Here is a 14,851-nt window from a genome sequence, read left to right as displayed (position 1 = left end):
GAGGAATTGGCATGACGGAACTTTGGAATTACGAAAACCGCTGCTGGGAGGCGGGTTATGAGACGGTCTGCGGCGTGGATGAAGCCGGGCGCGGCCCTCTGGCCGGGCCGGTGTGTGCTGCGGCGGTCATCCTGCCGCGCGGGCTGGACATTCCCGGCCTGAACGACTCGAAAAAGCTGACGGCCAAGCGCCGCGAGGCGCTGTATGACATTATCACGGAGCAGGCGCTCGCCTACGGCATCGCGTTTGCCTCCGAGCAGGAGATCGACGAGATCAACATCCTGCAGGCGACGTTCCTCGCGATGCGCCGCGCCATGGACCAGCTCCGGGTGCGGCCGGATATCGCCCTGATCGACGGCAACCGCGAGACGGACTTCGGCCTTCCCGTGCAGACGATCGTCAAGGGCGACAGCCTGAGCGCCAATATCGCGGCTGCGTCTATTCTGGCCAAGGTGACGCGGGACCGCTTTATGCTGGAAATGGATGAAAAATATCCGCAGTACGGCTTTGCCACGCACAAGGGCTACGGTACGCGCGCGCACTATGCCGCGCTGCGCGAATTCGGTCCGTGCCCCATCCATCGCCGTACCTTCCTGAAAAACCTCCATGCGGAATGACCTGACGGGCCGCTGGGGCGAGGAGACTGCGGCGGCCTATCTGCGCCGCAGGCACTATACCATCGTGGCGGCGAATTACCGCTGCCGCCTCGGCGAGATCGACCTGATCGCGGAAAACCGCGACTATCTCGTCTTTGTCGAGGTCAAGCTGCGCAAAAGCGCCGCATTTGCCGAAGCGCTGGAATTTGTCGACCGGCACAAGCAGGAACGCATCCGTCGCACGGCGGAGCTGTACTTATGTGAGCACCCGGAACAGACGAAGCAGCCGCGCTTCGATGTGATCGAGGTCTACGCGCCGAACGGCACGCAGACGAAGCGGCCGGAGATCCGGCATCTGGAGGATGCATTTTCATGAAGCTGTTTGACGGACACTGCGACACCGCCTATGAGCTCTGGACGCGCGGGGAGGGGTTGGAACGGAATTCCTGCCACATCGACCTGCAGAAGGCGGCCGGACTGGAGGCCTATGCCCAGGTCTTTGCGTTCTGCAGCAACGCCGGCCGGCCCGGCGGCGGGACGGAGCGCCTGCTGACGGAGCCGCTGGCCCTCCTGTGCCGCGAGGTGGAGAAGAACCGCAGCCGCATCGGCTTTGCCGCAAACGGTGCGGAGGCCCTGCGCCTGACGGAGCAGGGGAGGACCGCCGCGCTGCTGTCCGTGGAGGGCTGCGAGGTCATCGGCTGCGACCCGGGCAGACTCGAATGGCTGCGGGAGCAGGGCTTCTGCATGCTCACGCTGACGTGGAATGCCGACAACGCGCTTGCGGGCTGGCACGGCTCCGCGCTTGGCCTGACGCCGCGCGGGCGCGACTTTGTCCGGGAGGCGCAGCGGCTCGGCCTGCGGATCGATGTGAGTCATCTGTCCGAAGCTGCGTTCTGGCAGCTCATGGACTGCACGCAGGCCCCCATTCTGGCCAGCCATTCCAACTGCCGCGCTTTGTGCGACTATACGCGGAACCTGACGGACGATCAGCTGCGCGCGCTGGCGCAGACCGGCGGCACGGTCGGCCTGAACCTCTATCCGCCGTTCCTCGGCGGGAGAGCGGATTTCGACACGCTGCGCGCCCATCTCGAGCACATGCTCACGCTCTGCGGCGAGGACCATGTGGCCCTCGGCGGCGACCTCGACGGCTGCGACGAGCTGGCGCGCGGCTTTACGGACGTCTCCTCGTGGGCTTCGTTTTATGCGTATTTACAGGCTGCGGGCTATCCCGCGGACCTGCTCGACCGGATCTTTTTCCGGAACCTTCTGCAACTGCTGCAATGAAAGGAGCGTGAGGGATGGCCCTTTACGCGATTGGAGACCTGCATCTTTCCCTCGGCAGCGACAAGCCGATGGACGTCTTCGGCGGCGCGTGGGTCGGCTATGTGGACAAGCTCCGCGAAGGCCTGTCCGTCATCGGGCCGGAGGACACGACCGTCCTGCTCGGGGACCTGTCCTGGGCGCTGGACCTGAACGGCGCGCGCGAGGATTTTGCCATGATCGCCGCCATTCCGGGGCGGAAGATCATCGTCAAGGGAAATCACGATTACTGGTGGACGACGGCCGCGAAATTCTACCGCTTCTGCGAGGAAAACGGCTTTCCGGACCTGTATCTGCTGAATAACAACTGCTATTTCTATAACGGCATCGCCCTGACCGGCACGCGCGGCTGGTTCTTTGAAGAGGACGCGCCGGACGGCAGTCATAACGATAAAATTTTCAAGCGGGAGCTGCTGCGTCTGGAGGCCTCGCTCCGCGCGGCGGGAGATACGCCCGAAAAGCTGTGCTTTCTGCACTATCCGCCGCGCTACCGCGGCTACGAATGCCCGGAAATTCTGGCGCTCCTCGAGCGCTACGGCGTGAAGGAATGCTGCTACGGCCACCTGCATGGCAGCAGCCACCGCCTTGCCATCGAGGGCGTGCACCACGGCGTGACCTACCGGCTCTGCGCTGCGGATTATACGAATTTTGCCCCGATCCGGCTTCGCTGAATATTTTCCCTGTAATTTTCCTGCGGAAAAACCGAAAATTCACAAAATCGACTTGTTTTTTTGTGAATAGTCTGATAAAATAGTGCGGATTCATCAATGTATCAATGCGCGCCGACCGGCGCAGCACATAGGAGGATGTTAGAAATGAATGTCAAAAGCGTAGAGAAAGAAGCGACCCGCGCATCCGTTACGGTGGAACTGACCCGTGAGGAGCTGGAGCCTGCCCTGAACCGCGCCTATCTGAAGTACCGCAAGGATATCATGATCCCCGGCTTCCGCAAGGGTCATGCTCCGCGTATGGTCATCGAGGCTGCCTATGGCAAGCATGTCTTCTTTGAGGACGCTGTCGAGGATATGTTCCCGGATATCTACAAGGATGCCGTCCTGACGCAGGACATCCGTCCCGTCGGCCGCCCGAGCGTTTCCAAGATGGACATCGCCGACGACGGCGCCGTCACGCTGACGATCGTGACGGATCTGTATCCCGTTGCTGAGCTTGGCGAATATAAGAATCTCGAGATCGAGAAGGCCGAGGTCGAGGTCAAGGAGTCCGAGGTCGAGGCCGAGCTGGACCGCATGGCCCAGAACGTTGCCCGCATCACCACGGTCGACCGCCCGGCACAGGAGGGGGACACCGCCGTGATCGACTTCGAGGGCTTTGAGAACGGCAAGGCCTTTGCGGGCGGCAAGGGCGAGAACTACGAGCTGAAGCTCGGTTCCCACACCTTCATCCCCGGCTTTGAGGAGCAGGTCGCCGGCATGAGTGCCGGTGAGGAGAAGGACATCGACATCACGTTCCCGGCTGACTATCACGCCGAGGAGCTTGCCGGTAAGCCTGTCGTCTTCAAGGTCAAGGTCCATGAGGTCAAGGAGACCGTCGTTCCCGAGAAGGACGACGAGTTTGTCAAGGACGTCTCTGAGTTCGACACCGTCGCCGAGCTGCGCGCCGACATCGAGAAGCGCATCCGCGACGAAAAGCAGGCCGGGATCGACCGCGCGTTCGAGAACGCCGCCGTCGAGAAGGCTGCCGCCAACATGACCGTCGAAATCCCGGACAGCATGGTCGACGAGGAGCTCGATCAGGAGATGGAGCGCATGGACTATGAGCTCCGCTCCCAGGGCGCTTCCCTGCAGGCCTATGCCCAGATGATGGGCGGCGACATGAACGCCATCCGAAACAGCCTGCGCCCGTCCGCTCAGGCCGCTGTCCGCACGAACGTCCTGCTGGACGCCGTTGCTGCCGCTGAGAACATCGAGGTCAGCGAGGAAGAGTGCGAGGAAGAGTACAAGAAGCTCGCCGAGAGCTACAAGATGGAGCTGGACGACGTCAAGAAGGCCCTGAACGCCGACGGCCTGAAGAGCGATCTCAAGCTGCGCAAGGCTGCCCGTCTCATCGCCGAATCCGCTGTCGCCGTTGCACCCAAGGCCCCCGAGGCCGCCGAAGAGGCTCCTGCCTCCGAGGAATAATCCGCCTGCAGAGCGGTTAGAATGTTTCTGATTCCTGCTGCGGCAGGCGATCCGCACTCCCGCCGGTGACCCCGGCGGGAATGCACGCAGAAAGGAGCATGATTATGAGTTTGGTTCCCTATGTCGTCGAGCAGACGAGCCGCGGAGAGCGTTCCTATGACATTTTCTCCCGCCTTCTGAACGACCGCATCATCTTCCTGTCGGAGGAGGTCAACGACACGACCGCCAGCCTGATCGTCGCCCAGCTTCTCTATCTGGAGGCGCAGGACCCCGACAAGGACATTCAGTTCTACATCAACAGCCCGGGCGGCGTGGTAACGGCCGGACTTGCGATTTATGACACCATGCAGTATATCAAGTGCGATGTTTCCACGATCTGCATCGGCATGGCCGCGTCCATGGGCGCGTTCCTGCTGTCGTCCGGCACGAAGGGCAAGCGCCTCGCCCTGCCGAACGCGGAGATCATGATCCATCAGCCGTCCGGCGGCGCGCAGGGTCAGGTCACGGATATCGAGATCCACGCCCAGCGCATCGCGGATGTGAAGCGCCGTCTGAATGAAATTCTGGCGAAGAACACCGGCAGACCCGTTGAAGAAGTCGCCCGCGACTGCGAGCGCGACCATTTCCTCACGGCCGAGCAGGCGAAGGAATACGGCATTGTGGATAAGGTGATCTATCAGCGCTAAAGCCCAGAGGAGGAAGTAAATTTGGCAGAAAAACTCATCCGATGCTCCTTCTGCGGCAAGACACAGGCACAGGTCAAGCGGATCATGTCCGGGCCGAATGCCTATATCTGCAACGAATGCGTGGAGCTGTGCAGCACGATCCTGCACGAGGAGATGTATGAGACCGGCAGCTCCGAGCTGGCCGTTCCCGATCATCTGCCCACGCCGAAAGAGATCAAGGAATATATGGACGGTTATATCATCGGTCAGGATGAGGCGAAGATCGCCCTGTCCGTGGCGGTGTATAACCATTACAAGCGCATTTTCTACGGCGGCGACTCCGATGTGGAGCTGCAGAAGAGCAATATCCTGCTCATCGGCCCGACGGGCTGCGGCAAAACGCTCTTTGCGCAGACGCTCGCCAAAATCCTGAACGTTCCGTTCGCCATCGCCGATGCGACCACGCTCACCGAAGCGGGCTATGTCGGCGAGGATGTCGAGAACATTCTCCTGCGCCTGCTGCAGGCGGCAGACTTCGACGTTGAGCTGGCGGAGCGCGGCATCATCTATATCGACGAGATGGATAAGATCGCCCGCAAGAGCGAGAACACCTCCATCACGCGCGACGTGTCCGGCGAGGGCGTGCAGCAGGCACTGCTGAAAATTCTCGAGGGCACGACGGCGAACGTGCCGCCGCAGGGCGCCCGCAAGCACCCGCAGCAGGAGTTCATCCAGATCGACACGACGAACATTCTCTTCATCTGCGGCGGCGCCTTTGACGGCCTCGACAAGATCATCGAGCGCCGCGTGGACCGCAGCAGCCTCGGCTTCGGCGCAGAGCTGAAGAGCCGGAAGGAGCAGGACGTCGGCGAGCTGTTCCGGCAGGTGCAGCCGCACGATCTTCTGAAATTCGGCATCATCCCGGAGCTGGTCGGCCGTCTGCCGGTCGTCACGACCCTCGGCAGCCTGAAGAAGGAAGAGCTCGTGCGCATCCTGACCGAGCCGAAGAACGCGCTGTGCCGCCAGTACCGCAAGCTGCTCGAGCTGGACAACGTGACGCTGGAATTTGAAAATGCGGCGCTCGACGCCATTGCGCAGAAGGCCATCGACCGCAAGATCGGTGCGCGCGGTCTGCGCGCCGTGCTGGAGAGCGTGATGACGAAGGTCATGTATGACATTCCCTCGGATCCCACGATCTCCGAGGTCCTGATCACACGCGCCTGCGTGGAGGACGGAAGCGAGCCGGAGATCCGGCACAAGGCCGGCGCTGCGCGCCGGAAGCGTCCGAGCGCAGGATAACAAGACACAGAAGGGGGCGTTGCGGACACTTGGGTGTCTGTGCGCCCCTTTTGTGGTCCGTCCCCGCATCCGGCGGGGAGGAAGGAGAACTATGAACGAACTGATTTTGTCTGAACGGATGCCGGTGCTCGCCATGCGCGGGCTGGTCCTTTTTCCGCAGGCAACCATGCACTTTGATGTGGGGCGGGAGAAGTCCGTTCGCGCGCTGGAGGCGGCGATGAACGCCGACCAGCACATTTTTCTGGTGACCCAGAAGGAGATCGAGCAGGATGATCCCGGCTTCGGTGATCTCTATGAGATCGGCACGGTCGCCCATGTCCTGCAGGTCCTGAAGATCCCCGGCGACACCGTGCGTGTGCTGGTGCAGGGCGAATACCGCGCCCGTGCCACGCAAATGCTGCAGACGGCGCCTTGCATGATGGCGCGCGTCGAGTCGATCCCCGAGGAGGAGACGCCGAGCATTACGCCGCGCACGGAGGCCCTGCTTCGGCAGGCCATCGAGCTGTTCGGCGAATATGCGGAGCTGTCGCAGCGCCCGATGCAGGACATCATGCTCCATTTGCTGTCCGAAAAGGATCCCGGCTCTGCGGCCGACATGACGGCGCAGGCGGCATCCTATGACTATAAGGAAAAAATGCGCGTTCTGTCCCAGCTTGCACCGGTGCGCCGTCTGGAAACGGCGAACCGCCTGCTTGCGCGGGAGCTGGAGGTCCTGCGTCTCGAGGCCCAGCTGCAGGAGAAGACGCAGCAGAGCATTGACAAGGGCCAGCGCGATTATTATCTGCGTGAGCAGCTCAAGGTCATCCGCGGCGAGCTCGGCGAAAACGACGAGGACGCGGAGATCGATGAATACCGCGAGAAGATCGAGAAGCTCCACCTGCCGCAGGAGGCCGACGAGAAGCTCCACAAGGAGCTGCAGCGGCTGGAAAAGCAGCCGTATGGCTCCGCCGAGGCCAGCGTCATCCGCAATTACCTCGACGTCGCTCTCGAACTGCCGTGGAATACCCGCACGCGCGAGCGCACGGACATCCGCATCGCCCGCCGCATCCTCGATGAGGACCATTTCGGCCTTGAGAAGGTGAAGGAGCGCATTCTGGAAATTCTGGCCGTGCGCCAGCTTGCCCCGGAGCAGCCGGGGCAGATCATCTGCCTCATCGGCCCTCCGGGCGTCGGCAAGACGTCCATCGCCATGAGCGTGGCCCGCGCCCTGAACCGGAAGCTCGCGCGCATCTCGCTCGGCGGCGTGCACGACGAGGCCGAGATCCGCGGCCATCGCAAGACCTATATCGGCGCGATGCCCGGCCGCATCCTGACCGCCATGCAGCAGGCAGGAACGCACAATCCGCTCCTGCTGCTCGATGAGATCGACAAGCTCGGCAGCGATTACCGCGGCGATCCGTCATCCGCCCTGCTCGAGGTGCTCGATGCGGAGCAGAACGCAACGTTCCGGGATAATTTCCTCGAAATTCCGTTCGACCTGAGCGAGTGCATGTTCATCACGACGGCCAACACGGCCGACACCATCCCGCGTCCGCTCCTCGACCGTATGGAGGTCATCGAGCTCGGCTCCTATACGGACGAGGAGAAGCGCAGCATCGCGCGCGACCATCTGCTGCCGCGCCAGCTCGCGAAAAACGGCCTGAAGAAATCGCAGGTCCGCGTGACGGACGATGCCCTGCGCGAGATCATCCGCTGCTACACGCGCGAATCCGGCGTGCGCAATCTCGAGCGCAAGCTCGGGGAGCTCTGCCGCAAATGCGCCGTGCAGCTTCTTTCAGACGAGGCCCCGCGCCGCGTGACCGTGACGGGCACGAATCTGGAGAGCTTCCTCGGCCCGCGCCGCATCCTGCCGGATAAGCTGCCGGAGACCGATCCGATCGGTCTTGTGACCGGCCTTGCTTGGACTTCCGTCGGCGGTGAGACTCTCGAGGTCGAGTGCAATGTCATGGACGGCAGCGGCAAGCTCATCCTGACCGGAAACCTCGGCGATGTGATGAAGGAGTCCGTGCAGGCGGCCGTGAGCTATCTGCGCACGCGTGCTGAGCAGCTGCACATCCCGTCCGACTTCTACAAGACGCGCGATATCCATGTCCACTTCCCGGAGGGTGCCGTGCCGAAGGACGGTCCGTCCGCCGGTATCGCCGTATGCACGGCGTTGGCCTCCGCGCTCAGCGGGACGCCGGTCCGCCGTGATATCGCCATGACGGGCGAGATCTCCATCCGCGGCCGCGTGCTTCCCATCGGCGGCCTGAAGGAGAAGACCATGGCAGCGCTGCGCCACGGCGTGAAGACCGTCATTATTCCGCACGAGAACGAAAAGGATCTGCAGGAGATCGATCAGACGGTGCGCCGCGCGCTCAACTTCCTGCTCGTCGACCATGCCGACGCCGTGCTGGACGCCGCGCTCGTCCGCCCCGTGCAGGAGGAGCCTGCGGTGCGCAAGACCACGGAGCGCGTCCTCCCGGTCGCGCAGCATGACACGGCCCAGCCGAATCAGGGGATCCGCCAATGATGAATTTACAGCGAGTGGAATTTGTAAAATCTGCGGCGCAGGCCGGTGCGTTCCTGCACGACGGCCTGCCGCAGATCGCCTTTGCCGGAAAATCAAACGTCGGCAAATCCTCCGTGCTGAACTGCGTGCTGCAGCGCAAAAATTTTGCGCGCGTCGGTCAGAAGCCGGGCAAGACCGTCCACATCAACTATTTCCGCGTGGACGGCAAGGCGCACTTCGTCGATCTGCCGGGATATGGCTATGCGCAGGTCGCTGAATCGGAAAAGGAACGCTGGGGCAAGCTCATGGAGGCCTATTTTGCCGAGCCGGAGCCCATCGCCCTCGGCGTGATGATCGTCGATGCCCGCCACGCACCGACGAAGCTCGACTGCGTCATGGCGGACCTGTTCCGCAGCACCGGGCGGCCGTTCCTCGTCGTTGCCAACAAGCTCGATAAGCTGAAGGCACGCGAGATCGAGCCGAACCTTGCCTGCATCCGCGAAACGCTGCGTTTGGGCGAGCAGACACCGCTGCTGCCGTTCTCCGCAGAGAAGGGGACCGGCCGCGAGGCCCTTGTGCGCGCCATATTTGACGCGGTCGGCTAAGGATTGTGGGTTGCCATTTTCCTAAAATAATGGTATACTCTAAAGTGAAAGGAGCCGGAGGCGCATGGAAGAACCAACCTATCATCTTGCGGGCGTCATGCACACGCGCGATGAGCTGCCCGCAGATTTTGACGGTCCGCTGAGCGTCATCCTGCTTCTGCTGAGCAAAAACAAGATCGAAATTCAGGACGTCAGCATCACGTCCATTCTGGAGCAGTATCTGGCCTATCTCGACGAAATGAAGCGGCTGGATATGGAGATCGCCAGCGAATTCATCGCCATGGCGTCCCATCTCATGCTCATCAAAACAAAGATGCTGCTCTCCGCCGCCGAGCGTGAGGAGGCCATGAGCGAGATGGAGCTCCTCATTCGCTCCCTCGAGGAAAAGCAGCGCGCGGAGGCCTATGAGCAGATCCGCACGGCTGTGGCCTTCCTTGAGCCGCGCAGCGACATCGGCAACGGTTTTTTTCCGCATGCGCCGCAGCCGCTCCGTCCGGACGCGACCTATCGCTACCGCCACGAGCCGCAGGATCTTCTGCGCGCCATGGCGGCCATGGCAGAGCGCAGCGAGCGGCGTCTGCCGCCGAAGCTCTCAAATTTTCAGGGAATCGTCGGCGTAGAGCCGTATCCCGTGACAAAAAAGGCCGCACAGGTGCTCAAGCAGCTGCTGATGCGCGGCGTGGAGAAATTCTGCGCGCTGTTCCGCGGCAGCCGCTCGCGCAGTGAGATCGTTGCGACGTTCCTCGCCGTTTTGGAGCTTTGCCGCGTGCATTCCGTCAGGCTGGAGGACGGCGACGACGATCTGAACATCCGCTTTTGCAAAATGCCGGAGGAAAGGGTAGAACATGGAACAGACGGAGCTGGAACGGGTAGCTGAGGCCATCCTGTTTGCGGCGGGCGAGCCGGTCGAACTCGAACGCATTGCCATGGCTGCAGAATGCGACCCGGACGAGGCCGAGCAGGCCGTGCGTTCGCTGATGGACCGCCTGTCCTACGAGCGGCGCGGCATCCGTATCCTGCGCCTCGAGTACGCCTATCAGATGTGCTCCTCGGGTGAGATGTCCTCCTATGTGACCCGCGCATTGGAAACGCGCAAGCCGCCCCGGCTTTCGTCCGCGCAGCTGGAGACCCTGACGGTCATTGCCTATTATCAGCCCGCAACGCGGGCCTACATCGAGCAGATCCGCGGCGTCGACAGTGCCTATTCCGTCGGCGCGCTGCTCAATAAACACCTCATCGAGGAGTGCGGCAGGCTGAATGTGCCTGGCCGGCCCATTCTGTATCGCACGACACCGGATTTCCTGCGCACGTTCGGTCTGGAATCGCTGGACGAGCTGCCGGAGATCGAAAAAATGCAGTTCGGCAAACAGGAACTGCCGCAGCAGGAGGAGGAAACAGAATCATGAGTCAAAATGTTTCGGAGCTTCTCGGCGCCTCTATGGCGAAGGTGCGCGAGATGGTCGATGCCAACACCGTTGTCGGTACGCCAATTTCCACTGGCGACGGCACGACGCTCATCCCGATCTCCAAGATCAGCTTTGCCATGGCTTCCGGCGGCAGCGACCTCAAGCCGAAGGCAGCCGCCTCTGCACTCCCGTTCGGCGGCGGTGCGGGCTGCGGCGTGAAGATCGTCCCGGTTGCCTTTCTGGTGCTGCAGGGCGAGCGGGTGCGTATGCTCCCGATCACTGAGCCTGCGACCTCGACGGCTGACCGCCTCATCGAGCAGATCCCGGAGCTGGTCGACCGCATCAACGAGATGATCTCGCAGTACCGCGCGGAGAAAAAGGTCGACGTCGACCTCGCATGAACCGCGCCTCACCGGGCATACTAGGCCCGGTGAGGAAGAATGAAACGAATGCTTCGGGCGGCGGCGCTTCTGATCGCTGCCGCCCTTTTGTCTCCGTGCGCGTCGGCCCTGTCGGCCTGCCGCGCCGCCGTGCTGGACGCGGACACCGGAGAGGTCTGCTTTGCACGCAATGCTTCAGAGCACGCGCTCATCGCCAGCACGACAAAGATCATGACGGGTCTGCTCATCGCAGAGGACTGCGATCCGGATGCCGTTGTCACCGTGCCGCAGGAGGCAGTCGGGATCGAAGGCTCTTCGCTCTATCTCAAGGCGGGGGAGCAGCTCACGGTCCGCGCTCTGCTCTACGGCCTGCTGCTGCACTCCGGCAACGATGCCGCCGTCGCGCTGGCTCTGGCGCACAGCGGCTCGGTCGGGGCCTTTGTGGAGGCCATGAACGGACGGGCGCGGGAGCTTGGCCTGCAGGACACCCATTTTACGAACCCGAACGGTCTGGATGCGCCGGAGCACTATTCCACGGCGCTCGACCTTGCGCGCCTGACGCGCGCCGCGCTGCAGGTCCCGGCCTTTGCCGAGGTCGTCGCCACGCGGCAGATCACGATCGAGGGGCGCAGCTTTACGAACCACAACCGCCTTTTGTGGTCTCTGGACGGCGCGATCGGCGTGAAGACGGGCTATACCCGCGCAGCCGGGCGGACGCTCGTCAGCGCCGTGGAACGGAACGGACGGCGGCTCATTGCCGTCACGCTATGTGCGCCGGATGACTGGCAGGATCATGCCTGCCTGTATGACGAGGCGTTTGCCGCCTTTTCCGAGCGTGAAGCGGTGAAGGCCGGGGCGTGCGTCGCGTCCGTGCCGCTGCTGTCCGGCGGAAGCGCTGAGCTTATGGCAGGGGAGTCCGTCACTTATGCGCTGCGCGACGGGGAAACCGTTACCGTACGGCCGCTCTGGCCGCGTGTGGCCTTTTCTGCCGGAACGCCCGGCGAACCCGCCGGAGAGGGCGGCGTATTTCTCGGGACGCGCTGCATCGCGCGCATCCCGCTGCTCTGGGGAGAGTGTACCGATGAGGGAACGAATTCAGAAGATCCTTTCTGCGCGCGGCGTTGCCTCGCGGCGCGCAGCGGAGGAGCTGATCCGGCAGGGCCGGGTCACGGTAGACGGGGTGCCGTGTGCGCTTGGCGCATCGGCGGAGCCGGACTGCCGGACCATTGCGGTCGATGGCGTTCCCATCCCGCCTCCGCCGGAGCACGTCTATCTGATGCTTTATAAGCCGCGCTGCTATATCACAACGCTGTCGGATGAACGCGGCCGCCGAACGGCCGCCTCGCTCGTAGACTGCGGCACGCGCGTCTATCCGGTCGGGCGGCTGGACTATGATTCTGAGGGCCTGCTGCTCTTTACGAACGACGGCGCGCTGGCCGACCGGCTGATGCGCCCGCGCTGCGAGATCAGCAAGGTCTATGAGGTCACGGCCCGCGGCCCTCTGGACGGCGCGGCAGAGCGCCTGCGGCGCCCGCTCGTGCTCGACGGTTATCGCATCCGCCCGCCGGAGGTCGAGCAGACCGCGCCGGGCCGGTTTCTCATCACGATCCACGAAGGCAGAAATCGCCAGATCCGCCGCATGTGCGCGGCGGCCGGGCTGGAGGTTCTTCGGCTGCGGCGCATTGCAGAGGGACCGCTGCAGCTCGGAACGCTCGCGCCCGGCGCATGGCGTCCGCTCACCGAAGCGGAGCTTGCCGCGCTGCGGCAGGAAACAGAAGGGGGAGATCCTGTATGACGGCAGACATCCTGACGAACATACATAACAAGCTGACAACATTCTCCAAGGGCCAGCGCCGCATCGCGACCTATATTCTGGAGAGCTATGATAAGGCGGCCTTCCTGACGGCGGGCGCGCTCGGCAAGATCACGCAGGTGTCCGAGTCGACGGTCGTGCGCTTTGCGGCGGAGCTGGGCTATGACGGCTATCCCGCCATGCAGCGCGCGCTGCAGGAAATGGTGCTCAACCGCCTGACCTCCGTGCAGCGCATTGAGGTCACGGATGAGCGCCTCGGTGAGCAGGACGTCGTCTCGACGATCCTGCAGGCGGATATGGACCGGCTGCGCCATACGAACGAGCATCTCGACCGCGAGGCCTTCTCCGGCGCGGTGGAGGCCCTGCTGCAGGCGCGCTGCATCTATGTGCTCGGCGTCCGCTCCTCTGCGGCTCTCGCGAGCTCCCTGAGCTATTACCTGCACTATATGTTTGAAAACGTCCGACTCATCACGACGCCGTCGACGAGCGAGGTCTTTGAGCAGCTCGTCCGCATCTCGCCGCAGGACGCCGTCATCGGCATCAGCTTCCCGCGCTATTCCACGGCGACGGGCAAGGCGCTGCAGTACTGCCGCGAGGCAGGCGCGCAGGTCATTGCCCTGACGGACTCCGAAACGGCCCCCATCGCCCGCAGCGCGCACTATCTGCTCACGGCCAAGAGTGACATGGTCTCGCTCGTGGATTCGCTCGTCGCGCCGATGAGCGTTGTCAACGCCCTGATCGTCGCGCTGACGTCCCGCCGCAAGCACGAGACCGCGCAGACGCTCGACCGCCTGGAGCAGGTCTGGGATCAGTACCATGTCTATGAAAAAGTCCACATTTGACGCCGTGATCGTGGGCGGGGGAGCGGCAGGGCTGTTTGCCGCAGTTCAGGCCTCCGCGCGCGGGCGTAGGATCCTCCTGCTCGAAAAAAACAGCCGCTGCGGCAAAAAGCTCCTCATCACCGGCAAGGGCCGCTGCAATGTCACAAATGCCTGCACCGCCGAAGAGGCGCTGAAAAATATTCCGCGCAATGGGCGCTTCCTCTACAGCGCCATGGCGGCCTTCCCGCCGGAAGCGGCAATGGCCTTTTTTGAGCAGGGCGGCTGCCCGCTCAAGGTCGAGCGCGGCAACCGCGTGTTTCCCGTCTCGGACCGCTCCGCCGATGTTCTGAACGTGCTGGAGCGCGCGCTGCAGCGCGGCGGCGTCGAGCGGCGGCAGACGACGGTGACGGGCCTTTCGATCGCGGACGGCGCGATAAACGGCGTTCTGACCTCGGACGGCCCGGTCGCATGCAGCACGGTGCTGCTGTGCACCGGCGGCGCGTCCTATCCGCTGACCGGCTCGACCGGCGATGGGTACCGGCTGGCGGAGCAGGCAGGGCACACGATCCAGCCGCCGTGCGGCTCGCTCGTGCCGCTCGTGAGCCCGGATGAAGCCTGCGCCGAGATGCAGGGCCTGTCCCTGCGCAATACGGGCGTGCAGCTCCGCGACGAAAAGGGGAAAACGGTCTATCAGGACTTCGGCGAGCTGCTGTTCACACATTTTGGCGTCTCCGGCCCGACGGTCCTGTCGGCCTCGGCGCATCTGAAGCCGGGGAAGTCCTATTCCCTCGTGCTCGATCTGAAGCCTGCGCTGGACGAGGGAAAGCTTGATGCGCGCTTCCTGCGCGATCTCGAGGCCTATGCCAACCGCAGCATGGAAAATGCGCTGGCAGACCTCTTCCCGCACTCCATGATCCCCGTGCTGCTGCGGCGCGCCGGCATCGACCCGGCGCTGCGCGCCAATTCCCTGACCAGGCAGCAGCGGCGCGCCCTGCTCGAGGAGACGAAGCGCTTTGTGATCCCCATCTCCGGCACGCGGCCGGTGGAGGAGGCCATTATCACGCGCGGCGGTGTCAGCACAAAGGAGATCGATCCGCGGACGATGGCCTCGAAGCTCGTGCACGGCCTGTATTTTGCAGGCGAGCTCATCGACTGCGACGCCTATACCGGCGGCTTCAATCTGCAGATCGCATGGGCCACGGCGCATGCGGCGGCACAGGTACTGTAATAGAATAATGTGCGTAAAACAGGGACTGTGCAGCGAGCACTGCGCGGTCTCTGTTCACTTTTTTCAGTTTTTCCGCTGCGGAGACTGCA

At 63.1% G+C, this 14,851-nt stretch carries 15 protein-coding genes and 2 pseudogenes; all 17 read left to right on the top strand.

What is annotated here, in order from left to right; genetic code table 11:
• Positions 1–11 precede the first annotated feature (11 nt).
• Complete coding sequence (rnhB, locus tag WMO66_RS05950; protein ID WP_349135472.1) at positions 12–617, top strand: ribonuclease HII; 606 nt, start codon at positions 12–14, stop codon at positions 615–617.
• Positions 607–972 (top strand): YraN family protein, encoded by a 366-nt coding sequence (locus WMO66_RS05945; protein WP_349135471.1) that lies wholly within the window; start codon positions 607–609, stop codon positions 970–972. Before rnhB ends, WMO66_RS05945 begins: the two co-directional genes overlap by 11 nt.
• A complete protein-coding gene (locus WMO66_RS05940; RefSeq protein ID WP_349135470.1) occupies positions 969–1,880 on the top strand; it encodes a dipeptidase in 912 nt (303 codons plus the stop codon). Before WMO66_RS05945 ends, WMO66_RS05940 begins: the two co-directional genes overlap by 4 nt.
• Positions 1,881–1,894: 14 nt before the next feature.
• On the top strand, positions 1,895–2,587 hold the full coding sequence (locus WMO66_RS05935) for a metallophosphoesterase (RefSeq protein WP_349135469.1): 693 nt from the start codon (positions 1,895–1,897) through the stop codon (positions 2,585–2,587).
• Between the two features lie 144 nt (positions 2,588–2,731).
• Positions 2,732–4,054, top strand: a complete 1,323-nt coding sequence (tig, locus tag WMO66_RS05930; RefSeq protein ID WP_349135468.1) for a trigger factor — start codon at positions 2,732–2,734, stop codon at positions 4,052–4,054.
• 104 nt (positions 4,055–4,158) lie between these two features.
• On the top strand, positions 4,159–4,740 hold the full coding sequence (gene clpP / locus WMO66_RS05925) for an ATP-dependent Clp endopeptidase proteolytic subunit ClpP (protein WP_349135490.1): 582 nt from the start codon (positions 4,159–4,161) through the stop codon (positions 4,738–4,740).
• 21 nt (positions 4,741–4,761) lie between these two features.
• Positions 4,762–6,018, top strand: coding sequence for an ATP-dependent Clp protease ATP-binding subunit ClpX (clpX, locus tag WMO66_RS05920; protein ID WP_349135467.1), 1,257 nt, complete (start codon positions 4,762–4,764; stop codon positions 6,016–6,018).
• A gap of 91 nt (positions 6,019–6,109) precedes the next feature.
• Positions 6,110–8,530: an endopeptidase La gene (lon, locus tag WMO66_RS05915; RefSeq protein WP_349135466.1), complete on the top strand. Its 2,421-nt coding sequence runs from the start codon at positions 6,110–6,112 to the stop codon at positions 8,528–8,530.
• On the top strand, positions 8,527–9,114 hold the full coding sequence (gene yihA, locus WMO66_RS05910; RefSeq protein WP_349135465.1) for a ribosome biogenesis GTP-binding protein YihA/YsxC: 588 nt from the start codon (positions 8,527–8,529) through the stop codon (positions 9,112–9,114). Before lon ends, yihA begins: the two co-directional genes overlap by 4 nt.
• Before the next feature lie 64 nt (positions 9,115–9,178).
• Positions 9,179–9,991 (top strand): segregation and condensation protein A, encoded by an 813-nt coding sequence (locus tag WMO66_RS05905; protein WP_349135464.1) that lies wholly within the window; start codon positions 9,179–9,181, stop codon positions 9,989–9,991.
• Complete coding sequence (gene scpB, locus WMO66_RS05900; protein WP_349135463.1) at positions 9,960–10,520, top strand: SMC-Scp complex subunit ScpB; 561 nt, start codon at positions 9,960–9,962, stop codon at positions 10,518–10,520. The genes WMO66_RS05905 and scpB overlap by 32 nt, the downstream gene beginning before the upstream one ends.
• The gene (gene ytfJ / locus WMO66_RS05895; protein WP_349135462.1) at positions 10,517–10,921 is read left to right on the top strand and encodes a GerW family sporulation protein; all 405 of its coding nucleotides are present in this window, start codon (positions 10,517–10,519) and stop codon (positions 10,919–10,921) included. Before scpB ends, ytfJ begins: the two co-directional genes overlap by 4 nt.
• A 39-nt stretch (positions 10,922–10,960) precedes the next feature.
• Positions 10,961–11,662: pseudogene (locus WMO66_RS05890) on the top strand (D-alanyl-D-alanine carboxypeptidase family protein); the annotation flags it as partial.
• Between the two features lie 163 nt (positions 11,663–11,825).
• Positions 11,826–12,041: pseudogene (locus tag WMO66_RS05885) on the top strand (hypothetical protein); the annotation flags it as partial.
• Between the two features lie 135 nt (positions 12,042–12,176).
• Entirely contained in the window at positions 12,177–12,695 is a 519-nt protein-coding gene (locus tag WMO66_RS05880; protein ID WP_349135489.1) for a pseudouridine synthase, read from the top strand.
• On the top strand, positions 12,692–13,555 hold the full coding sequence (locus tag WMO66_RS05875; RefSeq protein ID WP_349135461.1) for a MurR/RpiR family transcriptional regulator: 864 nt from the start codon (positions 12,692–12,694) through the stop codon (positions 13,553–13,555). Before WMO66_RS05880 ends, WMO66_RS05875 begins: the two co-directional genes overlap by 4 nt.
• Positions 13,530–14,762: a BaiN/RdsA family NAD(P)/FAD-dependent oxidoreductase gene (locus WMO66_RS05870; protein WP_349135460.1), complete on the top strand. Its 1,233-nt coding sequence runs from the start codon at positions 13,530–13,532 to the stop codon at positions 14,760–14,762. Before WMO66_RS05875 ends, WMO66_RS05870 begins: the two co-directional genes overlap by 26 nt.
• The last annotated feature ends 89 nt before the right edge of the window (positions 14,763–14,851 follow it).

Origin of the sequence: Faecousia intestinalis (genome assembly GCF_040096185.1) — a bacterium.
Taxonomy (GTDB): Bacteria; Bacillota; Clostridia; order Oscillospirales; family Oscillospiraceae; genus JAZOXB01.
Note: the sequence above shows the minus strand (reverse complement) of the source record. Positions and strands in the feature narration are given on the sequence as shown.